Source organism: Streptomyces yerevanensis, from assembly GCF_000716805.1.
GTDB classification, from domain to species: domain Bacteria; phylum Actinomycetota; class Actinomycetes; order Streptomycetales; family Streptomycetaceae; genus Streptomyces; species Streptomyces flaveus.
This window is the reverse complement of the sequence record NZ_JNWJ01000091.1, coordinates 15,479-36,811: the sequence shown is the minus strand read 5'-3', so window position 1 is coordinate 36,811 and position 21,333 is coordinate 15,479. Positions and strand designations below refer to the sequence as shown.

Genomic DNA, 21,333 nt, shown 5'->3' with positions numbered 1-21,333 from the left:
CCTGCGACGGGCTGACGCACCGGCCCACGACCCCGCACCCCCCACCCACCCCAGGGGCGCGGGGAACGGCGCGACCAGCCACAACGAACCCGCACCCAACAACGAACCCACCCGCCCAAGCGAACGCAGTGCCATGGCACCCGATACCTTTCGTGCGGCGAGTGCGGCCGTCCACCCGAAGAAGGAGACTGAACCGTGACCAAGTTCGTGCGGCCGGCAGCCGAGGGCGCGGACCCGTTCGGGACGGGGCGGCTGCGGCGTGGGGTGCTGGATGCCTGGGCGACCAGCCCGGCGCGGTTCCGCGAGGACGCGAACGCCGAGGAGGACCTGGCCCTCGGCGGCTACCGCGACCGCCTCGTCGTGGAGCTGGCGCAGAACGCCGCCGACGCCGCGGCCCGCGCCGGCGTACCGGGCCGCCTCCGGCTCACCCTCCGCGGCGGCGTCCTCGTCGCCGCCAACACCGGCGCCCCCCTCGACGCGGCCGGCGTCGAGTCGCTGTCCACCCTCCGGGCCTCCGCCAAGCGCGAGGACCACGAAGGCACCGTCGGCCGCTACGGCGTCGGCTTCGCCGCCGTGCTCGCGGTGACCGACGAGCCCGCCATCGTCGGCCGGCACGGCGGCGCCCGCTGGTCCCTCGCCGAGGCCCGCGAAGCCGCCACGGACACCGCCCGCCACAGTCCGGGCCTGGACGACGAGATCCGCCGCCGCGACGGCCATGTGCCCCTGCTGAGGCTGCCGTTCGCCGCCGAGGGCACGGCCCCGGACTCGTACGACACCGTCGTGATCCTCCCGCTGCGCGACCCGGCCGCCCAGGACCTCACCGAGCGCCTCCTCGACTCGGTCGACGACGCCCTGCTCCTCGCCCTGCCCGGCCTGGAGGAGGTCGTCGTGGAGACCGGCGAGGGGGACGAGGGGGTACGCACGCTGCGGCGGCACAGCGAAGGCGGCATCGTCACCGTCGAGGACTCGCGGGACGGTACGACGCGCTGGCGCACCGTCTCCGCACACGGCCTCCTCGAAGCGGCCCTGCTCGCCGACCGCCCCGTAGAGGAGCGGCTGCGCCCGCAGTGGTCCGTGACCTGGGCCGTACCCGTCGACGCCGACGGCGCCCCGGTCCGCCCCCGTACCAGCCCCGTCGTCCACGCGCCCACGCCCAGTGACGAGGCCCTCGGCGTGCCCGCCCTGCTCATCGCCTCCTTCCCCCTCGACACGACCCGCCGCCATGCGGCCCCCGGCCCGCTGACCGACTTCCTGGTGCAGCGGGCGGCGGACGCGTACGCCGAACTGCTCGCCGACTGGCGGCCGGTATCGGCCGGGATCATCGACCTGGTGCCGGGGCCGCTCGGCAAGGGCGAACTGGACGGTGCGCTGCGTCAGGCGATCCTGGACCGGCTGCCGCGCACCGCCTTCCTGCCGCCGGCGGTCATGCCGGGCGCGGAGGACACCGACCTGCCCGAAGCCCTCCGCCCTCGCGACGCCGAGGTGGTGGAAGGGGCCGGCGCCGAAACCGTACGGGTCCTCGCCGAGGTCCTGCCCAGCCTCCTGCCCGCCGGGCTCGAACGCCGCGTGGAACTGCGGACGCTGGGCGTCGCACGCGTACCGCTGGGCGAGGCGATCGACCGGCTCGCGGGCCTGGAGAAGGAGCCCGGCTGGTGGCGGCGGCTGTACGACAGCCTCGCCGGGGTCGACCCGGACCGGCTCTCGGGGCTGCCCGTGCCGCTCGCGGACGGGCGTACGACGATCGGCCCCCGCCAGATCCTCCTGCCGGTCCCCGACGGTCCCACGCCCCACGACACCTGGGCCGCCACCTCCGACATCCTCGCCCGCCTCGGCCTCAAGGTCGCCCACCAGGAAGCCGCCCACCCGCTCCTGGAGAAGCTGGGCGCCCTGCCCGCCACCCCGCGCGCCATCCTCACCACCCCGCAGGTCCGCATGGCCGTCGCGGCCTCCCTCGACGACGACGCCGGCTGGGAGCAGGACACCCCGGACGCCGAGGAACTGGCCGACACCGTCCTCGCCCTGGTACGCGACGCGGGCCTCGAACCCGGCGACGAACCCTGGCTCGGCGCCCTCGCCCTCCCGGACGACGAGGGCGAACTGGCCCCGGCCGGCGAACTCGTCCTCCCCGGCAGCCCCTTCGCCCAGGTCATGCGCGAGGACGAACTGGCCTCCGTGGATGCCGAGTTGGCCGAACGCTGGGGCGAGCAGCCGCTGGCCGCCTGCGGCGTGCTGGCGAACTTCGCCCTCGTACGCGCCACCGATGTCGTCCTCGACCCGGACGAACTGGAGCCCCGAGAGGGCGACTTCGCCGAACCTGACGACATCGGGCTGCTCGACGCCGTCGACGTGTGGTGCGAGGACGTCCTCGACCGGCTGCCCGATACGCCCGTGCCGCCGGTCGCCACGGAGATCGTCGCCGTACGGGACCTCGACCTCGTCGACGACGACCGCTGGCCACAGGCACTCGCCCTGCTCTCCCGCCCGCCCCTGCGCGACGCCCTCACCCAGCCGGTACGCGTCCTCCTGCCGGACGGCACGCACGAGATCGTCCGCCCGTACACGGCGTGGTGGCTGCGCGGCCACCCGGTCCTGGACGGCCGCCGCCCCGCCGGCCTGCGAGTGGCGGGCGGCGATCCCCTCCTCCACGGCCTGTACGACGCCGCCGACGCGACCGGCTTCGAGGACGAGCAGGTCCTACGGGCGCTGGGCGTACGCACATCCGTAGCCGCCCTCCTCGACGAACCCGGCGGCGCGGCCGAGCTCCTGGACCGTTTGGCCGACCCGGACCGCGAGGTCTCATCCTCCCAACTGCACGCGCTTTACGGCGCGTTGGCGGACCTGGACCCGGAGCAGGTGACGCTGCCGGACGAGCTGCGGGCGGTGCGGGACGGGGAGGTCGTGGTCGTGGACGCGGCCGACGCGGTGGTCGTGGACTCCCCGGATCTGCTCCCGTTCACGACCGGGGTCCCCCTGCTCCCCGTACGCCCGTCCCGAGCCGCCGACCTGGCCGAACTGTTCCAGGTCCGACGCCTCAGCGAATCGGTCACGGGCGAAGTGACCAGCGAGGGCACCGAACACGAGGTCCCGGACCCGGTCCGCGTCCTGCTGGGCCCGGCGACCCCCGCCACATACGTCGAACACGAGGAACTCTTCGTGGACGGCACCGAACTCGACTGGCGCCGCACCCGCGACGGCGTCCTGCATGCGGCCACCCTGGAGGGCGTGGCGGCAGGCCTGGCCTGGGCGGCGGGCCAGTGGCCGCGGCGCTTCGAGGTGGCGGCACTGCTGGAGGACCCGTCAAGGACGGAGGAGCTGGCGAGGGACCGCTGGTTCGACTGAAGGACCGCCGACCGGCATGTGCATTCGGGCACTGCGGTCCCCGTCCTGGCGCTCCACCGTCGCGGAAAGTGTGATGGGCCATCGGTAGGCCGACAGCCCATCGCGGTTGATGGAAGCACGCCATGACGGGGAGCGGAGGAGTCCGGTCCCGGCAAGGCAGCCGCCGTCTCCTCACATGGACGGGCTCATACCACGGCCCCTTCATAGCCGGACGCGGCCGACATCCCACTCTTCGCCTTGTGAGCCTTTCCGCTCGCTTCACCGCCAGTGGTGAAGAGCAGGTATCCCACGGTTGCGAGAGCCGCGAGAACGACGGCCAGGATGATGACGGACTTCTTACTGATGGTCATGTGACGCCCTTTCAGTCAGATGTTGTTCTGCCGCGCAGGCGTGTCACCAGTGGCGGCAAGCCGCTGTCGCGCGTCGTCACACGCCACAGCACACAGGCCAGAAGCAGCAGAAGGCCCCACCGCCACCGGGACGCGGGAAATCCGGGGGTGAACAGCTCGGCGAACAAGGACAGCTGGTCCGGCAGAAGAGCCGCGCCCAGCACCAGAAGTGCCAACAAAGGCGCAGCCGCGACTCCGCCGGTGCCCTCACCTCTGCGGCCGGCGGCCACCGCTGCGGCGGTCAGAGTCCACGCGGCGAGTGTCACCGGTTCGAGGACCAGACCCATGACGGGCACAGGCTGGCCGGGCGCCGTGATCAGAGGGGCCAGCGCGTACTGCACCGCGCAGGAGAGCGCCACCGCCCCCAGCGCGACTGCGGCTCGCAGGGTGACGACGCGCGTCCGCGGGTACGGCAGCGCGCGGGTCATGTCGTCGGCCGTGTCGTCCAGCGCGAACGCCACTCCCAGCACCGCGACCACTGCTCCCGCACGCAGTGTCAGAGTGGTGTCCAGCAGGGCGAACTGCGCCCCGGTCAGCAGGGGGACCACCACGACCAGGACCCCGATGCCGGAGAAGATCGGCAGGGGCACCCAGCGCATGCTCCGTATCACGGAGAGCGCCGCGTCCCATCGGCCGACGTCCGAGGTGACAGGGGCGTGGGAACTCGAGGTAGCCCCGTGGTCCACGGCCCTGCCGGCCCCGTCGCGCCTCATGAGGCGCACGTCCCTTCGTCGACCGCCGCCGCGGGCGGCCGGGGGAGACCCAGCAGCCGCGCCGCGTCCTCCACCGACGTACTGGGTGCCGTCAGTTCGTCCCACTCGGCGACGACCCGCCGGACCATGGCCGGCCGGTCCTTCTCCGACATGGCGAGCATCGCCTCGCCCAGAGCCAGTTCGCGCGACCCGAACTGCGGTCCCGAGGCCGCGCCCAGCTGTGGCATGGAGAACCCGTAGCCACCCTCGGTGTGACTCTTGAGGGTGCGCAGGGCCAGCCTGGTGTCCTCCGTCGCGGCCGTCGCGAGCCAGAAGACGACCGCACCCCGCCCACCGCACGTCGGGGTGAGTCCGTCTCCGCCGATGGGTTTCCCCGACACGACCCGGAAGGCGAAGGCGGCTGAGAACCCCAGCACTTCGTTCTCCGCGAAGCTGTCCTGTCCCCCCGCCGACCAGGAAGTGGCGGCCGAGACCGCCTCGGGAGTGCCCGACCTGCGGTCCAGCTCGTTCCACTGTTTCGTGGGCGCCGCCCCGGACGTACCGAACTCGTCGGCAGCCGGCACGGAGAGGCGTTGCCGCACCGCGTACCGCCGGGCTGCGACATCCTTCGGGACCGAGCCGAGCTGGGCCGAGACGACCCCGTGCCAGGCGTCGATGTACGGGACGAACTCGGAAAACGCGCAGTAGGTCATCTGCTCGCGCCGCTCGCACCGCTGCTCGGCATCGGGGGCGAGCAGAAGTCGTTCCCGCGCCGTCTCGATCCGCTCGGGAACCGGCCGGGTCTGCATGGTGGCAGCCGGTACCGCCAGGGCCAGGGCAATGACCAGAGCGGAAACCCCCCAGCGGCGCGGGACCCCGGACACGAGCAAGGCCACGGCCAGGACCGCCAGCGCCAGCGCGGAAAGCCACACCAGGTGCCAGCCTGCGGGGCGGTACATCAGATCGGACGGCAGGGGCGGCCCGAAGGCGTCCTCCCCCGCGACCAACGACAACCAGCGCATGGGCGAATCGACGGAGACCAGACCCACCAGGACCAGCAGGCCCAGAACCGCGAGAGCGACGGGGGCCAGGACGACCGAGTGCACCAGTTGGGCCCCGAGCACCCCCAGCCACCCGGCCAGCACGACCACCACGGCGGGGGCGACGACTTCAGCGATCTCGACGCGGCCGGCCGCCCCATCGGCGGCGGCGAACTGCCACATGCGGAGTGAGGAGAGCAGAAGGACCACGACCGCCGGCGGCACACAGGCCAGCAGCAGAGCCAGTGACCGGCGCCAGGCCGGCAGGCTCAACGCCTCGTACGAGCCGATGGTGCCGTACCGGTAGGGCCGCAGAGCGGCGAGATTGGCAGCGAGCAGCACGCCGGCCGCGGGCGCGAGCAGCGGTGACTGCAGTTCGTACGACTGCACGTGCAGGATGGCGTAGTCCGCCGACTCGGGTGAGAAGACCGCCTCCCATCCCCACAGGACGACGATGAGCAGGACCGACCCAGCCACCGCGGGGTGCCGGACCATGCGCAAACATTCGGCTCCCGTCATCGCCCGTTCACCCCGCTGCTGATGAACGAACCCATGGCGAGAAGGTAGCCGTCCTCCAGAGTCGGCTCGACGAGCCTGGCGTCCGGAGGAGGGGAGCCGATGTTGCGGTACTCGCCCTGTCCTATGAACCAGCCGGCGACAGCGCCCGCGTCCCGTGCCGGGCTCAGCCACACCTTGCCCTCGGCGGTACGGGTGAGATCCGCCGGTTCCCCGGTGAACCGGACGCGGCCTTCGTCCAGTACGACGACGCGGTTGCAGAGCCAGGCCACGTCGTCCGTCTGGTGGGTGGAAAGCAGCACGGAGTGTTCCCGGCCCAGGTCCGCGATCAGCTCGCGGAAGCCCATGCGCTGTTCCGGGTCGAGACCTACGGTGGGTTCGTCGAGGATCAGCAGGTCCGGGCGGCCGATCATGGCGCAGGCCAGGGCGAGGCGTTGCCGCATCCCTCCTGACAGCGTCTTGATCTTCACGGTCGCGCGGTCGCCGAGGCCGACTGCCTGCAGCACACGGTCGGCTTCGGCCTGACGCGCGGGGCGGCCGGCGATCTCCTTCAGGGCGGCGAAGTGCAGCGCGAAGGCCCGCACGGTGAAGTGCGGGTAGAGGCCCGGATTCTGCGGAAGGTAGCCGAGCCGGTGCCGCGTCTCCCTCAGGACTGCCCGAGTGTCAGGCGTGATGCCGAACAACTCGATCCGGCCCCGAGTGGCGGCCTGTACCGTCGCCAGGATGCGCAGGAGGGTGGTCTTGCCGGCGCCGTTCGGCCCCAGCAGTCCGGTGACACCTCGGCCGATGTCCATGCTCACATCGCTCAGAGCTGTTCTGTCCCGGTAGCGCACCGTCAGATCGATGGTCCGGGCCGTTGGCTGTCGTCCCTCTGGCTCGTCCGTGGGCCGGGGATCGATGTGGGCATTCATGGGCCGGTTGATCCTTCCGCTGAACGCCTTGTGATCGACGGCAGCGATTAGAGTGACGGAAGTTCCGCTTCCGCGCGCCCATCATGCGCGCGGAAGCGGAACGTTGTGGTTCGTGACTGGCTCAGCAGTTCACCAGGGACCGGAAGTTCGCCTGGCGCACGCGCCACTCGCTGCGGTAGTAACCCGCCTTGAGCGTCTTGCAGTCACCGTCTACCGCCCAGTCCCACTGGAAGTAGAAGGTCTTCCGGGACGAACAGGTGTTGTTCGCCTTGGCCCACGACTGCGCGCCGTCTTCCCAGGTGGATCGCTCGACACAGCTCGGAGGATTCGCGGCTGCGGCCGGTGCCACGTTGACACCCGCAACGAGCAGCGCCGCTGCCCCGGCAACGGTTGTGGCCTGGCGGGCGGCAATCCTGATTCTTCGCATGTTGCCTCACATATCGGATCGTTTCCTCTGCTGGTTCGACAGAGGCGTCATGATCATGACCTTTCGGCAACTGACGGCGCATCGGCCACATGGCCAAAACTTCACTGGGGCCGACTCGATGGCGCCCCAAAAACTCCAAGTCTCAATGATCGGCTGCGTGTTACGTTCTGGAGACGAGCAGGCTGACCACCTGGGGGGACTTGTGCACATCCATGTCGTGTGCGGTACACGTGCACGAACACAGCAACTGATCAGAGCGATGCGACCGTACGCCTCTGTGATGACCCTGCATGACGCATCCGTCGGGAGTGGCCCCGAACCGGGAGTCCTGCTCTTCCTCGCCGAAGACCGTGCACTCCCGGCCTCCCTGTTCTCTCATGACGAGTTCAACCGGCTGCCGGCCGTACTCATGGCTCCCGACGAATGGCTCTCCCACTGGCAGTCCTCTTTGGTCGCCCTTCAACTCAGGGCCACGGTCTCCGCAGGCTCCCCGGTGCAAGCCATCGCGGGGGCTCTGTTGGCCGTCGCTCATGGCTATGAGGTACGGCGGCGTCCCGATCCGGCCGACACCCGTCCATCGGACTGCTCTGACCTGCCCGCCCGGGCCTGGGACGTCTTCCGCCTGATACATCTCGGCTATACGAACCGGGAAATCGCGGCGGAGCTGAGCCTGAGCACGTCCACGGTCAAGCACTACGTCAGCCGGATTCTCTGTCTGTTGGGCACGCGGAATCGTGTGGAGGCGGCCAGGCTCTACCCCTCGACCGTGCCGGGTGAGCACCTGTCCGTGGGGTCAGGGCCCGGCTCGGCGTGACCTCTAGGCGGGGAAGCGGCGGTCCACCCACTTCCACGAGAACTCCAGCGTGCCCGCCGCAACCACCGCGATCCCGACGGCAGTCCACGGCATGGGCGCCCCCACCAACTTCAAGGCGAAGAAGTCCTGGAGCCACGGCACGACGAGGACCAGCACGAATCCGAGGCCCATCGCCGCAACCAGCCCCACCCGCCACCACGTATACGGACGAGCAATGATCGCCAGCACCCACATGGAGATCAGAAACAGCGTCAACGTCGCCGCACTGGTCTCCGCAGCCAAGGACCCCGGCCCGCTGTAGTACCCCCGAGCAATCAGATACGTGGCAAAGGTGGCAAACGCGGCAACAGCACCCCCCGGAATCGCATACCGCATCACCCGACGCACAAAGTGCGGCCGAGCCCGCTCCTTGTTGGGCGCCAGCGCGAGGAAGAACGCCGGGACCCCGATCGTCAGAGTCGACAGCAGTGTCAGATGCCGGGGCAGGAACGGATACTCGACCTGCGAGATCACCACCATGATCGCCAGCAGCACGGAGTACACCGTCTTGACGAGGAACAACGTCGCGACCCGGGTGATGTTGCCGATCACCCGCCGTCCCTCCGCGACCACCGACGGCAGCGTCGCGAAGCTGTTGTTGAGCAGCACGATCTGCGCCACGGCCCGCGTGGCCTCCGACCCGGACCCCATGGAGACGCCGATGTCGGCGTCCTTGAGGGCCAGCACGTCGTTCACACCGTCGCCGGTCATGGCGACGGTGTGCCCGCGCGACTGGAGAGCGCCCACCATGTCCCGCTTCTGCTGCGGGGTGACCCGCCCGAAGACGGTGCCCGAGTCCAGTGCCTCGGCCATCTCGTCCTGCTCGGCGGGCAGCCGGCGCGCGTCCACGACGTTCCCGGTGAGCCCCAGCTTTCCGGCCACCGCGCCCACGGACACCGCGTTGTCGCCGGAGATGACCTTGGCCCGTACGTTCTGCTCGTCGAAGTAGCGGAGCGTATCCGCGGCATCAGGCCGTAGCCGCTGCTCCAGGACGACGAGGGCGGTGGGCGCGGCGCCCTGGGCGACCGCGGGATCGTCCAGCTCGCGCGCGGCCCGGGCCAGCAGCAGCACCCGCAGTCCCTCCTCGTTGAGCCGCTCGGTCTCGGTGAGCGCCGGGTCCCCGTCGGGCAGCAGTACGTCGGGCGCCCCGAGCAGCCACGTACTCGAGTCGCCGTCGCTCTCGCTGAAGAACGCCCCGCTGTACTTGCGTGCCGAGGAAAACGGCAGCGACTGAAGGCATCGCCAGCCCGAGCCGTTCGGGTAGGTGTCGATGATCGCCTGCAGGGACGCGTTCGGCCGCGGGTCCGAGTCCCCGAGGGCGCCGAGGACGGTGCGTACGTACGCCTCGTCGTTGCCGTCCAGCGCACGCAGCTCGCGCACGTCCATGCCGCCCTCGGTCAGCGTGCCCGTCTTGTCGAGGCAGACGGTGTCGACGCGGGCGAGACCCTCGATGGCGGGGAGTTCCTGCACGAGGCACTGCTTGCGGCCGAGCCGGATGACGCCGATCGCGAAGGCCACCGACGTCAGCAGCACAAGACCCTCGGGGACCATCGGGACGATGCCGCCGACGGTCCGCGCGACCGAGTCCTTGAAGTCGTTGTCCTTGACGACGAGCTGGCTGATGATGAGGCCGATCGCGGTCGGGACCATCATCCACGTCACGTACTTGAGGATCGTGGAGATACCGGAACGCAGCTCGGAGTGGACCAGCGTGAACCGGCTCGCCTCCTCGGCGAGCTGCGCCGCGTACGCCTCGCGCCCCACCTTCGTGGCGGTGAACGCACCGCCGCCCGCCACCACGAAACTGCCCGACATGACCTGGTCGCCGGGCTGCTTGACGACCGGGTCCGCCTCACCGGTGAGCAGCGATTCGTCGATCTCCAGGCTGTCGGTCTCGACGCACTCGCCGTCCACGACGATCTTGTCGCCGGGCCCGATCTCGATCAGGTCCCCGAGCACGATCTCGGAGGTGCCGATCTCGGCGGCGGCCCCGTCCCTGCGTACGGTCGGCCGCGCCTCGCCGATCACCGCGAGCGAGTCCAGGGTCTTCTTCGCGCGCCACTCCTGGATGATGCCGATGCCCGTGTTCGCGAGGATCACAAAGCCGAACAGGCTGTCCTGGATCGGCGCCACGGCCAGCATGATCACCCAGAGGACGCCGATGATCGCGTTGAAGCGGGTGAAGACGTTCGCGCGGACGATGTCGACCGTGGAGCGACTGCTGCGCACGGGGACGTCGTTGACCTCGCCCCGGGCCACCCGCTCGGCGACCTCGGCGGCGGTCAGGCCTCTCGCCCGGGTGAGGGGAGCAGGCACAGGGTGCACGGGATCGAGTTCGGCGCCCTCCCCCACTCTCGAATTCGCTCGAGCGGGGGGACCCCCATCGATGTACGTCATGCAGTCGACGGTACGGGGCGATTTGGGGCTTCACACGCCGGGCGCGGCAAAGATCCGACCATGGGAGGACGGGAACGCGGGGAAATGGTGCCGTAGTTGTACGGGGCGCCCAGGGCACGGGGATCGCCCCCGCAACCCCCGTAAGCTGTCCCCATGGCGAAGTGGACACCCAGGCACGAGGCACCGGAACCCCTTGAAGGGCCCGTTGTCGCCACCGTCACGGGTGGCGCGATCCTCTGGTTCGTCCTCTTCCTGGCGCAGCTTCCCTTCTACGGCTGGCTCGACGACCACGGACATCTGTGGTGGCTGTGGACCTGCCTGGCCGGTGCAGGACTCGGGCTGATCGGCATCTGGTACGTACGCAGGCGGGACGCGGCGATCAAACGCGCCGCGGCCGAGGCCGACGCCGATGCCCGGACGGATGCGGGAGCCGAGGCGGATGCCGATGCCGATGCGGGCGCCGATTCCACCGCCGCCGCGAAGGACCGTCACGTCACCCCGTAGGGCCGTCACGGAACTCCGTAAAACCTCTCCGTCTCCTCGACCGCGGTCTGGAACCGCTCGTCGAAGTCATCCCTGACGAGCATCTGGACGACATAGTCCTGGACGCTCATCCCCCGTTTCGCCGCACGGTCCCGGAGCCGTTCGAGCAACTCCCCGTCCATCCGCAGACTGAGCACGCTGGTCCCCATGGGTACGAGGGTCGCCGTCGCCGGCCGTGTTCTGTGTGACTTTTCGGCCTGGGCTCACTCGTATGGGTGATGGCAGGGTTCAGTGGCCCGAGTCACGGGCAAAGGGCGACCGTCCGAGTGGTCTTTAGCGAGAGTAATGAGTTACCCTAAACAACATGCCTGACCTCACCCATGGCGACGACGCTGCCGCCGTGAACTCTCTGCGATCCGCCGTGATGCGCCTGTCGCGCCGACTCAAGCACCAGCGGGTCGACGAGTCGCTGAGCCCGACCGAGATGTCGGTGCTCGGCACCCTCGCCCGCTGCGGCACCGCCACGCCGGGCGAGCTCGCCCGCAAGGAACATGTGCAGCCGCCCTCGATGACCCGCATCGTCGCCCTGCTCGAAGCCAAGGGCCTGGTCAGGCTGGAGCCGCATCCCGACGACCGGCGCCAGAAGGTCGTCACGCAGACCGAGCGCGCCGAGGCGATGCTCGAGGAGAGCCGCCGCAAGCGGAACGCATGGCTGGCCGGACTGGTCGACAGCCTCGACGAGGACGAGTGGGCCAAGCTCCGCGAGGCGGCGCCCGTCCTGGAGAAGCTGGCGCACCTGTAGTCGTACGGGCCGTACTGCACAGCCGTACGCAGCCCTTGTAGTCGTACGCCAGAGGAGGCGAACCCTGTTGAGTACGGGACCCGGAGCAGACTCCGCCCCCGGACCGAACACCCCCGATTCCCCCACCGACACCACCACGACGACGACCCAGCCGGCCAAGTCGTCGACATTCAGCTCGCTGCGGATCCGGAACTACCGGCTCTTCGCCACCGGAGCCATCGTCTCCAACACCGGCACCTGGATGTCCCGTATCACCCAGGACTGGCTGGTGCTGAGCCTGACCGGTTCCTCGGCCGCGGTCGGCATCACGACCGCCCTGCAGTTCCTGCCGATGCTGCTCTTCGGTCTGTACGGCGGAGTCATCGCCGACCGCTACCCCAAGCGCCGCATGCTGTTCTTCACCCAGGGCGCCCTCGGCCTGTGCGGTCTCGCGCTCGCCGTGCTCACGCTCAGCGGCCAGGTGCAGGTCTGGCACGTGTATCTGATCGCGTTCCTGCTCGGCATGGTCACCGTCGTCGACAACCCGACCCGGCAGACCTTCGTCTCCGAGATGGTCGGCCCCGACCAGGTACGCAACGCCGTCAGCCTCAACTCGGCCAACTTCCACTCCGCCCGCCTCATCGGCCCCGCCGTCGCGGGCGTCCTGATCTCGACGGTCGGCAGCGGCTGGGCCTTCCTGATCAACGGCCTCGCCTTCCTCGCCCCCATCACCGGCCTGCTCCTGATGCGCACGAGCGAGCTGCACAAGGTGGAGCGGGTGCCGCGCGGCAAGGGCCAGCTGCGCGAGGGCCTGCACTACGTCGCCTCCCGGCCCGAGCTGATCTGGCCGATCGTGCTCATCGGTTTCGTCGGCACCTTCGGCTTCAACTTCCCCATCTGGCTCACCGCGTTCGCCGACGAGGTCTACCACGCGGGCGCCGGTACGTACGGCTTCCTCAACACCCTCATGGCCGTCGGCTCGGTCGCCGGAGCACTGCTCACCGCCCGCCGCGGCTCGGTGCGACTGCGGCTCCTGGTCGGCGCGGCCCTGCTGTTCGGCGTACTGGAGATCGCGGCGGCGCTGTCCCCCTCGTACTGGCTCTTCGCCCTGCTCATGATCCCCACCGGCATGGCGGCCCTGACGGTCAACACCACCGCCAACGCCAGCGTCCAGATGGCCACCGACCCCGCCATGCGAGGCCGCGTCATGAGCCTGTTCATGATGGTCTTCGTCGGCGGTACGCCACTGGGGGCACCCATCGTCGGCTGGATCACCGACACGTTCGGCGCCCGCGTCGGCTTCGCGTTCGGCGGCCTGATCTCGCTCCTGGCGGCAGCGGTGGTGGGCTTGATCCTCGCCCGAGTCGGCGGCCTGCGGCTGTCGGTGGGCTGGCACCACGGGCATCCGCGGGTGCGGTTCATCCCGCGGGAGGGGAAGCGGGAGCGGGAGTTGGCGACGGTGGCGTAGGGCGGGGGCGTGGGGCCGCCGTCCCGGCCGTCCGGCGGGGAGACTGGCTCCATGAGACTCTTCGCCGCAGTGCTGCCGCCGGAGGATGTGACCGCCGAAGTTGCCCTGGTCGTCGACCAGTTGGAGAAACTGCCAGGTGCCGAGGGCCTGCGCTGGACGGGCCGCCCCGGCTGGCACTTCACGCTTGCGTTCTACGGAGAGGTCGACGACGAACTCGTACCGGAGCTGTCGGCGAGGCTCGAGCGGGCGGCCCACCGGACGGATCCGTTCGCGCTGGAACTGCGGGCCGGAGGCCACTTCGGCGGCCGGGCGCTGTGGATCGGCGCGACCGGGGACGTGGGCACGATGCGGCTGCTCGCCGAGCGAGCGGAGGCGGCGGCGCGCAAGGCGGGCGTCCCGATCGAGGAGCACCGCCGCTACCGGCCGCACCTCACCGTCGCCCGGAGCCGGGGCTCGGCGGACTTCGCCCCGTACACCGCCCTGCTGCACGACTTCGCCGGGCGCCCGTGGACCGTGGCCGAGCTGTGCCTGGTCCGCAGCAATCTTCCCAAGTCGGGCGTACCGGGCGAACGCCCCCGCTACGAGACGCTCGCCCGCTGGACCCTCGGCTCGGGCACCTGAGGCCGTGCGGTTACGCTCGACCATGTGGACCCGAAGACACGTAACCGGATCATGGCCGGCGTACTTGTGCTGATGTTCGTGGTGGTGGCCTTGGCGTCAGCGCTCGGAATGTAGCCGACCGCTGCCGCCCGCACGCGTACGTGGATGCGTACGCGCGCAGGCGTGCACCCGGGGGCTACTGGGCCCGCTGGTGCTACCAGGCGAAGGCCTCCGGCGACGGCCCCGGACCCGGGAAGATCTCGTCCAGGCCGGTCAGTAGCTCCTCCGACAGCTCCAGGTCGACCGCATCCACGGCGGAGTCGAGCTGAGCGGCGGTGCGCGGGCCGACGATCGGCCCCGTCACGCCCGGCCGGGTGAGCAGCCAGGCCAGGGCTGCCTCGCCGGGCTCGATGCCGTGCTTGTCGAGCAGGTCCTCGTACGACTGGATCTGGGCGCGTACGGCGGTGTTGGCGAGCGCGTCGGCCGCCCGGCCGGAGGCACGCCGCCCGCCCTCGACCTCCTTCTTGATGACGCCGCCCAGCAGACCGCCGTGCAGCGGCGACCAGGGGATGACCCCGAGGCCGTACTCCTGCGCGGCCGGGATGACCTCCATCTCGGCGCGGCGCTCGGCGAGGTTGTAGAGGCACTGCTCGCTGACGAGGCCGATGGTGCCGCCGCGCCGGGCGGCGATCTCGTTCGCCTGGGCGATCTTGTAGCCGGGGAAGTTGGAGGATCCGGCGTACAGGATCTTGCCCTGCTGCACCAGGACGTCGATCGCCTGCCAGATCTCCTCGAAGGAGGTCTGCCGGTCGATGTGGTGGAACTGGTAGATGTCGATGTAGTCGGTCTGGAGGCGCTTCAGGCTTGCCTCCACCGCCCGCCGGATGTTGAGCGCGGAGAGCTTGTCGTGGTTGGGCCACACGGTGCTGCCGTCCGGTGCCATGTTCCCGTACACCTTGGTGGCCAGTACGACCTTGTCGCGCCGCTCGCCACCCTTGGCGAACCAGCTGCCGATGATCGACTCCGTACGGCCCTTGTTCTCGCCCCAGCCATAGACATTGGCGGTGTCGAAGTAGTTGATTCCCGCGTCCAGCGCGCCGTCCATGATCGCGTGGCTGTCCGCTTCGTCGGTCTGCGGACCGAAGTTCATGGTGCCGAGGACGAGTCGGCTGACCTTGAGTCCTGTGCGTCCGAGCTGCGTGTACTTCATGACTCCTAAGCCAAGAGCTTGGAGTGCGCTCTACGCAAGGGCGGACCTTCGTGCGGGGACACCGATCTTGACACTAACTGTTGGTTAGTGCTTTCCTTCGGTGGGCGGGATCTTGAACTTTCAATGTCTAGATGCTCTGAATGTTTTGAATGCCATGCCTCCCGCTTTCCTCCCCCACAGGACCGGAGACCAGCACGCCATGACCACCACCGCACCCGCCCGCCGTACCCTCGCCACAGCGCTCATGGCCGCCGCAGCCCTCACCGCTGTCGCCGTCGTACCCGCCGCTGCGGCTCCCCCGTCGGCCACCCCCGCGCACCAGGTCGGCTACGGCGACTCCGCCCGCCTCGGTTACCAGAAGTCCGTCGCCGTCAAGGTGCTCAAGGGCGTGTTCGAGCGAGGCGACACCTCGGTCGTCGACCGTTTCGTCCGGCCCGACTACATCCAGCACAACCCGCTCGCTCCCGACGGCGCCGAGACCCTCAAGAACCTCGGCACCGCCCTCAGCCAGCAGTTCCCGGACGCCGAGTACGACATCAAGCGGGTCATCTCCGAGGGCGACCTGGTGCTCGTGCACTCCAACGTCGTCATGACGCCGGGCACGCGCGGCAGCGCCGTCTTCGACATCTTCCGCTTCCAGGACGGGAAGATCGCCGAGCACTGGGACACGGGGCAGGAGGTGCCGGCGACCACGGCGAACGGCAACGACATGTTCTCCACGGAGAGTTGGCCCCGCACGAACAAGCCGGGCCCGCGCTGGCTCACCGCGTACAACAAGAAGCTGGTCACGGCGTACGTCGACCAGCTCCTGGTCGAGAAGGACCTGTCCGCCGTCGACAAGTACGTGGGTCCTGAATACCACCAGCACAACCCGAACATCGCCGACGGTGTGGCGGGCGTGAAGGCGGGCCTGGGCGCGTACTTCGACGCGTTCCCGCAGCTGAAGGTGTCCCCGAAGCGGGTCGTCGCCGAAGGTGACTTGGTGGCGGTCCACAGCCACTACGTGAACGCGCCGGGGGAGCGGGGTCAGGCGATCATCGACCTGTTCCGGGTGCGGAACGGGAAGATCGTCGAGCACTGGGACGTGATCCAGGACGTACCGGAGAACTCCGCCAACGACAACACGATGTTCTGATCCGGGGCACGAACCGAGCTCACTCGGGCAGGTCGCTGTCGGTGCCGAGATTGGTGATCATGCAGCGAGGAGCGCGAACGGCTCGCTAGTCGCGCGGGAACTTGTCGGTCTTGAGGGTGAGGCCGACAAGGGTGTTCGTCATGTCGACGTCCGTGCCGAAGGCGATGGAGAGTTCGCTGATGTACTCGCCGTCCTTGGGCAGGGTGTGGAGGTGGCACTTGCCTTCGTAAGGGTCGGCGATGAGGTAGACGGGGACTCCGGCGTCGGCGTACGCGGTCAGCTTGGGGCCGTAGTCGTTGGCAGAGGTGTCCTTGGAGATGACCTCGGCGATGAACTCGATGTCCTGGTAGCGCCAGCGCCCCTTGCTGTCCTTCACCGATCGGTCGGCCAGCGCGGCTACGTCGCAGGCGAAGCCGTTCAGGTGGCCGGGGAAGTCGATCCGCACGTCCGACGCCAGCCGGTTGATGGGGTAATTGGGGCGCAGCTGCTCCAGGATGTTGAAGATGATCTCCCAGTGGATCTGCCGCTGCGGCGACATGAAGATGTTCCCCCCGACAATCTCAACCTTGGTTCCCTCGGGGATGGGCATCTTCTCGAGGCACTCGAACATGACGTCCAACGTCAGTTCGCCGCTGTCTTCGGCCATCGCGATCCTGTCTTCAAGGACGGTCATCGTGGCGCTCCTCCCCGGCTGCCGCTCGGTCGCACACAGCCGCGCAGTACAACGATACGCACGGTGACCGGGTCACGCAGGGGCGTACGAGGAGGGCGTCAGACCCCGTACGGCTCGCCCAAGTCCCAAGCTTGATACATCGCTTCGGCGAAAGCGGCCGCGATCTTGTGCTCGCCCGACGCGTTCGGATGCGTGCCGTCGTCCGTGTCCAGGTTGAGGTCGTACGACTCCGGGGCCGAGGCCAGCAGGAGTGGGGACGAGGGCTCGTCCAGGTCCGCGACCGCCTTGGCCAGCAGCTCGTTGAAGCGGGCTACCTCGGTGGCGAAGTCCGCGTCCGAGTCCGCCCTCACGTTCGGGATCACGGGCAGGAAGGCCATCGCCACACGGGGGTTGGCCGAGCGGGCCTCGGACACAAAGAGGCGTACGTTCGCCGCCGTGCTGTCCGCGTCCGTGTAGAAGCCCAGGTCGATCAGGCCCAGCGAGACCAGCAGCACGTCCGCCCGCTGTGTGCGTACCGCCTCGGCGATCAGCGGGGCCATGTGGTGCCAGCCCTCGCCCCAGCCCGCCAGGTGCGAGCGAGGGAAGTCCGGGTCGGCGTACTCGTACGAGTCGGCGGTGTCCGTCGCCTTGTCGTAGAGCGTCTCGCGGGGGCCGACGATGCGGAACGGGCCGCCGTACGTCGCGCGCAGGTGCTGCCACATCCGGTAACGCCAAGTGTGTTCGCCCGCGCTGCCGATGGTCTGGGAGTCGCCTACGGGCATGAACCTGAGCATCCGCTCATCATCCTTGACCACGGCGCGGGATCCCTGCCAGATCTCTGATCAAAGCGCGATCAGGGGTGTGAAGCTGAACACCCTGCGTGAACACCTCGCAGAGATGGCACGCTTGGGGCATGCGCCGTTCGTTGTCGTTCCTCGCCTCAGCCCTGCTCGTCCTCGCGCTCGGCGCTCCCGCCACCGCTGCCGACGGGGACGACGGCTCGGAGGGGTTCACGATCAAGGACCCGGGGATCACCGAGTCCAGCGGGCTCGCCGCCTCCCGCCAGCACAAGGGCATCTACTGGACGCACAATGACCAGGACGAAGGCGCGTACCTCTACGCCATCGACAGCAAGACCGGCGACACCGTCGCGAGGATCACCATGACCGGCGTGGGCACCCCGCGCGACATCGAGGCCATCTCCATCGGCCCGGACAACGAGATCTACGTCGGCGACATCGGCGACAACGACGGCGTCGTATGGGACTTCGTATGGGTCTACCGGCTCCCCGAGCCCAAGCAGCTCAAGGACCAGACGGTCAAGGCCACGCAGTACGTGGTGAAGTACTCCGACGGCCCCCGCGACGCCGAGTCGCTCGTCGTGCACCCCAAGACCGGGCGCGTCTACATCATCGACAAGCAGGAGGACGGCGGGCACCTGTACGACGGTCCGGCGCAGCTCTCCACCTCCGGCACGAACGTCTTCAAGCCCGTCGCCCCCATCGACCTGTGGACCACCGACGCCGCCTTCTCGCCCGACGGCGGACAGCTCGCCGTACGCGGCTACTTCGGCGGGATCGCGTACGAGTGGAACGACGGGAAGCCGAAGCGGCAGGGTCGGCTGAGCGTGCCGCTTCAGGGACAGGGCGAGTCGGTGACGTACACCCCGGACGGGTCCACGCTGCTGTACGGGACCGAGGGGGAGCAGAGCCCGGTCGAGGCCGGCGGCGTCCCCGGCGCGGAGGACGGCAAGTCCCCCTCGGGGGACGGGAGTTCGGCCGCCGACGGGGACGGCGACGATGCCGGGTCGAACGACAACCTCACGAGGGCCGCCCTCGCTCTCGGCGCCGGGCATTTGCGGCTCCGCCGCGATGGGGGTCCCCCCGCTCTGGGGGTCCCCCCAGGCCCTTAAGGCACTGGGGGAGCAGCCGAGAGTGGGGGAGCGACCAGCCCCCACCGGCCCGCGGGTGAATCACCGTTCTTCCAGCGGAGCGCCTGGCACCAAGCAGGCCCACAGCGAATTCAACGGTTTCCCAGCCGATTCTCAGGGTCCTTTGAGGCGGAGCCGGTAGCTGTGAGGGCGTGACCAGTTCGCTGAGAACGGATTCCGCGTCCGCCGAGGCCGAAGCCTCCGCCCGGTTGCTCGTCGTGGACGACGAGCCGAACATCCGGGACCTGCTGTCGGAGACGTTCCGGCTCGTCGGCTTCGACGTCACCGCCGCCGGTACGGGGGTCGAGGCGCTCAACGCCGCGCACGCCGCCCCGCCCGACCTCGTCGTGCTCGACGTGATGCTGCCCGACCTCGACGGCTACGAGGTCGCCCGCATCCTGCGCCGCGACGGGTGCGAGACACCCGTGCTGTTCCTGACCGCCCGCGACACCGTGCGCGACCGGGTGGAGGGTCTCAGCGCGGGCGGCGACGACTACGTGACGAAGCCGTTCAGCCTGGAGGAGGTCGTGCTGCGGGTGCGCGCGATCCTGCGCCGTACGCGGCGCAAGGAACCGGAGCCCGAGCCCCTGCTGCGCTGCGCCGGCCTCGAACTCGACGAGGCCGCGCACACCGTACGGCGCGACGGGCGCGAACTGGAGCTCTCGCCGACCGAGTTCCGCATGCTGGCGTATCTGATGGAGAACGCCGGGCGGGTGGTCAGCAAGGCGCAGATCCTGGAAAGCGTCTGGGGGTACGACTTCGGCGGCGACACCCGGATCATCGAGAGTTACGTCTACTACCTGCGGAAGAAGATCGACGCGGACGGCGCGGTGCCGCTGATCCATACGCTGCGCGGAGTCGGGTACGTACTCCGGGCGCCGAAATGACGCGCCGGGCCGCCCGGTTCCGGTGGCGGCACCGGCGGCACTGGCGGCACTGGACCCTGTGGGCCCGGCTCGCGCTCGCCGCGACCGGGCTCGCCGCACTCGCGCTGCTCGCCGCGAACGCCGCCGGACTGCTGCTCCTGGAGAACTACCTGATCGACCGGGTCGACCAGAATCTGGACATGGGCGCCCCGGGCGGCCCGGGCGGGGCCCCCGGCTCATTCCCCGACGCGGCGGCGCAGGACCTCCTCGCTCAGCGGGTGGGCCAGACCCGGGACGAGGACTCGTTCCTGACGTTTCTCACGGAGCGGTTCGGCGGAGAGTTCCGGATCTACGGTTACGGCAAGGCCACCGACACCCGTACGAGCATTCCCCGGGACCCGGAGGGCCCGGGCCCCCGGCTGCCCGACCGGGACGCGCTCGCCGCCCGGGCCGGCGAGGTGTTCACGGTGCCGGGGGAGTCGGGCGCCGACTGGCGCGTGGCCGTGCAGGATACGGGCGGGTCCCTGCTGGTCACCGCCGTGTCCCTGGCCGAGGTGGAGGAGACCACCGACCGGCTGTTGCTCATCGACGCGCTCGTGATGACGATGGTGCTCGCTCTGCTCGCGGGCGTCGCCACGCTCGTCGTACGGGGCGGACTGCGGCCCCTCACGCGGATGGAGGCCACCGCGGACGCCATCGCCGCGGGCGACTTCCGGCGGCGTGTCGAGGGCACCGACCCGCACACCGAACCCGGTCGGCTCGGGCGGGCCATGAACGCGATGCTCGGCCGCCTCGAGTGGGAGATCGCCGCCCGTACTGCCTCCGAGCAGCGGCTGCGCCGTTTCCTCGCCGACGCCTCGCACGAACTGCGCACCCCGCTCACCTCCATCCGCGGCTTCGCCGAGCTGAGCCGCCGGGGCGGTGACCGGACGGACGCGCTGCGCCGTATCGAGGCGGAGGCGGCCCGGATGGGCGTCCTGGTGGAGGACCTGCTGCTGCTCGCACGCCTCGACGAAGAGCGGGACCTGGAGCAACGGCCCGTCGATCTCCTGGAGTTGGCCGCCGATGTCGTACGGGACCTGCATGCCCGTTCGCCGGAACGGGACGTACGGCTGACGGGGGCGATGCGGCCCGTGGTGGTGGAGGGGGATCCGTTGCGGCTGCGGCAGGTGCTGGCCAATCTGCTGGCCAACGCGGAGCGGCACACGCCCCTCGGCGCGCGGATCACCGTACGGGTCGATGTCGCGGAGCCCATGGCACTCGGGCCGGCTGTGGCCGCCGCGGGGAGCCCGCTGCCGTCGGAGGTTCCCGCGGCGCTGGTCGAGGTGGCGGACACCGGGCCCGGGGTGTCGGTCGAGCATGCCCCGTACGTCTTCGAGCGCCTCTACCGCGCCGACACGGCCCGCTCGCGCGACGGCCGGGAGGGCGGCGGGAGCGGGCTCGGGCTGTCGATCGTCGCGGCTCTCGCCGGGGCGCACGGCGGGCGCGTGGACCTGGCGGCGGACCGGCCGGGTGCGGTGTTCCGGCTGCTGCTGCCCCTGCAGGACGCGGACCTCGCGGTGGGATCGGTGGAACCCGAAGTGATTACCAGCGGGCTTTGAGGTTCGGCGGAGGGTCCCCTGACGCTGTGGGGCCAGCCTCCTT

The 21,333-nt window shown here is 69.9% G+C and carries 20 protein-coding genes and 1 pseudogene; 11 read left to right on the top strand and 10 right to left on the bottom strand.

What is annotated here, in order from left to right; translation table 11 throughout:
• Together OP79_RS56620 and OP79_RS45425 are read left to right on the top strand one after the other, a co-directional pair.
• Positions 1 to 199 (top strand): annotated as a pseudogene (locus OP79_RS56620) (cobalamin biosynthesis protein CobW); the annotation flags it as partial.
• On the top strand, positions 196 to 3,339 hold the full coding sequence (locus OP79_RS45425; RefSeq protein ID WP_033329042.1) for a sacsin N-terminal ATP-binding-like domain-containing protein: 3,144 nt from the start codon (positions 196 to 198) through the stop codon (positions 3,337 to 3,339). The pseudogene OP79_RS56620 and the gene OP79_RS45425, both read left to right, overlap by 4 nt.
• Before the next feature lie 185 nt (positions 3,340 to 3,524).
• On the opposite strand, the gene OP79_RS55730 is transcribed toward OP79_RS45425, so the two are convergent.
• The 5 genes from OP79_RS55730 to OP79_RS45400 all read right to left on the bottom strand — a co-directional run bounded on the left by OP79_RS55730 (position 3,525) and on the right by OP79_RS45400 (position 7,314).
• Entirely contained in the window at positions 3,525 to 3,689 is a 165-nt protein-coding gene (locus OP79_RS55730) for a hypothetical protein (protein ID WP_157857498.1), read from the bottom strand.
• 11 nt (positions 3,690 to 3,700) lie between these two features.
• Positions 3,701 to 4,327 carry a hypothetical protein gene (locus OP79_RS50830; RefSeq protein ID WP_157857497.1) on the bottom strand — a complete coding sequence of 209 codons (627 nt, stop codon included), beginning with the start codon at positions 4,325 to 4,327 and terminating at the stop codon, positions 3,701 to 3,703.
• A 110-nt stretch (positions 4,328 to 4,437) separates the two neighbouring features.
• Positions 4,438 to 5,955 (bottom strand): hypothetical protein, encoded by a 1,518-nt coding sequence (locus OP79_RS50825; protein WP_051745644.1) that lies wholly within the window; start codon positions 5,953 to 5,955, stop codon positions 4,438 to 4,440.
• Positions 5,956 to 5,975: 20 nt separating this feature from the next.
• Entirely contained in the window at positions 5,976 to 6,887 is a 912-nt protein-coding gene (locus OP79_RS45405; protein WP_078492452.1) for an ATP-binding cassette domain-containing protein, read from the bottom strand.
• Between the two features lie 121 nt (positions 6,888 to 7,008).
• Positions 7,009 to 7,314, bottom strand: coding sequence for a hypothetical protein (locus OP79_RS45400; protein WP_033329041.1), 306 nt, complete (start codon positions 7,312 to 7,314; stop codon positions 7,009 to 7,011).
• A gap of 280 nt (positions 7,315 to 7,594) precedes the next feature.
• Between OP79_RS45400 and OP79_RS55725 the strand changes: the two genes are divergently transcribed.
• Positions 7,595 to 8,128 carry a helix-turn-helix transcriptional regulator gene (locus OP79_RS55725; RefSeq protein WP_157857496.1) on the top strand — a complete coding sequence of 178 codons (534 nt, stop codon included), beginning with the start codon at positions 7,595 to 7,597 and terminating at the stop codon, positions 8,126 to 8,128.
• A gap of 3 nt (positions 8,129 to 8,131) precedes the next feature.
• Here the strand turns inward: OP79_RS55725 and OP79_RS45390 are convergent, their stop codons facing one another.
• The gene (locus tag OP79_RS45390; protein WP_051745641.1) at positions 8,132 to 10,564 is read right to left on the bottom strand and encodes an HAD-IC family P-type ATPase; all 2,433 of its coding nucleotides are present in this window, start codon (positions 10,562 to 10,564) and stop codon (positions 8,132 to 8,134) included.
• 153 nt (positions 10,565 to 10,717) lie between these two features.
• Here OP79_RS45390 and OP79_RS45385 point away from each other — a divergent pair, with 153 nt between their 5' ends.
• A complete protein-coding gene (locus OP79_RS45385) occupies positions 10,718 to 11,068 on the top strand; it encodes a DUF2530 domain-containing protein (RefSeq protein WP_078492449.1) in 351 nt (116 codons plus the stop codon).
• A gap of 5 nt (positions 11,069 to 11,073) precedes the next feature.
• Here OP79_RS45385 and OP79_RS45380 read toward each other — a convergent pair whose 3' ends face one another.
• Positions 11,074 to 11,256 (bottom strand): hypothetical protein, encoded by a 183-nt coding sequence (locus OP79_RS45380; RefSeq protein ID WP_033329039.1) that lies wholly within the window; start codon positions 11,254 to 11,256, stop codon positions 11,074 to 11,076.
• Positions 11,257 to 11,411: 155 nt separating this feature from the next.
• On the opposite strand from OP79_RS45380, the gene OP79_RS45375 reads away from it, so the two are divergent.
• The 3 genes from OP79_RS45375 (at position 11,412) to thpR (ending at position 13,917) form a co-directional block, all read left to right on the top strand.
• Positions 11,412 to 11,849, top strand: coding sequence for a MarR family winged helix-turn-helix transcriptional regulator (locus tag OP79_RS45375; protein ID WP_033329038.1), 438 nt, complete (start codon positions 11,412 to 11,414; stop codon positions 11,847 to 11,849).
• Between the two features lie 67 nt (positions 11,850 to 11,916).
• Complete coding sequence (locus tag OP79_RS45370) at positions 11,917 to 13,296, top strand: MFS transporter (RefSeq protein WP_033329037.1); 1,380 nt, start codon at positions 11,917 to 11,919, stop codon at positions 13,294 to 13,296.
• Between the two features lie 51 nt (positions 13,297 to 13,347).
• The gene (gene thpR, locus OP79_RS45365; protein ID WP_033329036.1) at positions 13,348 to 13,917 is read left to right on the top strand and encodes an RNA 2',3'-cyclic phosphodiesterase; all 570 of its coding nucleotides are present in this window, start codon (positions 13,348 to 13,350) and stop codon (positions 13,915 to 13,917) included.
• A 193-nt stretch (positions 13,918 to 14,110) separates the two neighbouring features.
• Here the strand turns inward: thpR and OP79_RS45360 are convergent, their stop codons facing one another.
• Positions 14,111 to 15,106, bottom strand: a complete 996-nt coding sequence (locus OP79_RS45360) for an aldo/keto reductase (protein WP_033329035.1) — start codon at positions 15,104 to 15,106, stop codon at positions 14,111 to 14,113.
• A 199-nt stretch (positions 15,107 to 15,305) separates the two neighbouring features.
• Between OP79_RS45360 and OP79_RS45355 the strand changes: the two genes are divergently transcribed.
• Entirely contained in the window at positions 15,306 to 16,241 is a 936-nt protein-coding gene (locus OP79_RS45355; RefSeq protein WP_033329034.1) for a nuclear transport factor 2 family protein, read from the top strand.
• 85 nt (positions 16,242 to 16,326) lie between these two features.
• On the opposite strand, the gene OP79_RS45350 is transcribed toward OP79_RS45355, so the two are convergent.
• Together OP79_RS45350 and OP79_RS45345 are read right to left on the bottom strand one after the other, a co-directional pair.
• Positions 16,327 to 16,914 carry a Uma2 family endonuclease gene (locus tag OP79_RS45350; protein ID WP_033329033.1) on the bottom strand — a complete coding sequence of 196 codons (588 nt, stop codon included), beginning with the start codon at positions 16,912 to 16,914 and terminating at the stop codon, positions 16,327 to 16,329.
• 98 nt (positions 16,915 to 17,012) lie between these two features.
• Positions 17,013 to 17,687 (bottom strand): SGNH/GDSL hydrolase family protein, encoded by a 675-nt coding sequence (locus OP79_RS45345; RefSeq protein ID WP_033329032.1) that lies wholly within the window; start codon positions 17,685 to 17,687, stop codon positions 17,013 to 17,015.
• Positions 17,688 to 17,806: 119 nt separating this feature from the next.
• Between OP79_RS45345 and OP79_RS45340 the strand changes: the two genes are divergently transcribed.
• From OP79_RS45340 to OP79_RS45330, 3 genes are all read left to right on the top strand, one after another.
• The gene (locus OP79_RS45340) at positions 17,807 to 18,805 is read left to right on the top strand and encodes a hypothetical protein (protein ID WP_051745639.1); all 999 of its coding nucleotides are present in this window, start codon (positions 17,807 to 17,809) and stop codon (positions 18,803 to 18,805) included.
• A gap of 170 nt (positions 18,806 to 18,975) precedes the next feature.
• Positions 18,976 to 19,710 (top strand): response regulator transcription factor, encoded by a 735-nt coding sequence (locus OP79_RS45335; RefSeq protein WP_051745637.1) that lies wholly within the window; start codon positions 18,976 to 18,978, stop codon positions 19,708 to 19,710.
• On the top strand, positions 19,707 to 21,290 hold the full coding sequence (locus tag OP79_RS45330; RefSeq protein ID WP_033329031.1) for a sensor histidine kinase: 1,584 nt from the start codon (positions 19,707 to 19,709) through the stop codon (positions 21,288 to 21,290). Before OP79_RS45335 ends, OP79_RS45330 begins: the two co-directional genes overlap by 4 nt.
• The last annotated feature ends 43 nt before the right edge of the window (positions 21,291 to 21,333 follow it).

Bases quoted from the DNA above. Each gene is read 5' to 3' on its own strand.
- OP79_RS45345 (WP_033329032.1), bottom strand. From the start codon at position 17,687: ATGCTCAGGTTCATGCCCGTAGGCGACTCCCAGACCATCGGCAGCGCG.
- OP79_RS45375 (WP_033329038.1), top strand. From the start codon at position 11,412: ATGCCTGACCTCACCCATGGCGACGACGCTGCCGCCGTGAACTCTCTG.
- OP79_RS45380 (WP_033329039.1), bottom strand. From the start codon at position 11,256: ATGGGGACCAGCGTGCTCAGTCTGCGGATGGACGGGGAGTTGCTCGAA.
- OP79_RS45405 (WP_078492452.1), bottom strand. From the start codon at position 6,887: ATGAATGCCCACATCGATCCCCGGCCCACGGACGAGCCAGAGGGACGA.
- OP79_RS50830 (WP_157857497.1), bottom strand. From the start codon at position 4,327: ATGCGCTGGGTGCCCCTGCCGATCTTCTCCGGCATCGGGGTCCTGGTC.
- OP79_RS45340 (WP_051745639.1), top strand. From the start codon at position 17,807: ATGCGCCGTTCGTTGTCGTTCCTCGCCTCAGCCCTGCTCGTCCTCGCG.
- OP79_RS45330 (WP_033329031.1), top strand. From the start codon at position 19,707: ATGACGCGCCGGGCCGCCCGGTTCCGGTGGCGGCACCGGCGGCACTGG.
- OP79_RS45360 (WP_033329035.1), bottom strand. From the start codon at position 15,106: ATGAAGTACACGCAGCTCGGACGCACAGGACTCAAGGTCAGCCGACTC.
- OP79_RS50825 (WP_051745644.1), bottom strand. From the start codon at position 5,955: ATGGTCCGGCACCCCGCGGTGGCTGGGTCGGTCCTGCTCATCGTCGTC.
- OP79_RS45385 (WP_078492449.1), top strand. From the start codon at position 10,718: ATGGCGAAGTGGACACCCAGGCACGAGGCACCGGAACCCCTTGAAGGG.
- OP79_RS45350 (WP_033329033.1), bottom strand. From the start codon at position 16,914: ATGACCGTCCTTGAAGACAGGATCGCGATGGCCGAAGACAGCGGCGAA.
- thpR (WP_033329036.1), top strand. From the start codon at position 13,348: ATGAGACTCTTCGCCGCAGTGCTGCCGCCGGAGGATGTGACCGCCGAA.
- OP79_RS55725 (WP_157857496.1), top strand. From the start codon at position 7,595: ATGACCCTGCATGACGCATCCGTCGGGAGTGGCCCCGAACCGGGAGTC.
- OP79_RS45400 (WP_033329041.1), bottom strand. From the start codon at position 7,314: ATGCGAAGAATCAGGATTGCCGCCCGCCAGGCCACAACCGTTGCCGGG.
- OP79_RS45355 (WP_033329034.1), top strand. From the start codon at position 15,306: ATGACCACCACCGCACCCGCCCGCCGTACCCTCGCCACAGCGCTCATG.
- OP79_RS45390 (WP_051745641.1), bottom strand. From the start codon at position 10,564: ATGACGTACATCGATGGGGGTCCCCCCGCTCGAGCGAATTCGAGAGTG.
- OP79_RS55730 (WP_157857498.1), bottom strand. From the start codon at position 3,689: ATGACCATCAGTAAGAAGTCCGTCATCATCCTGGCCGTCGTTCTCGCG.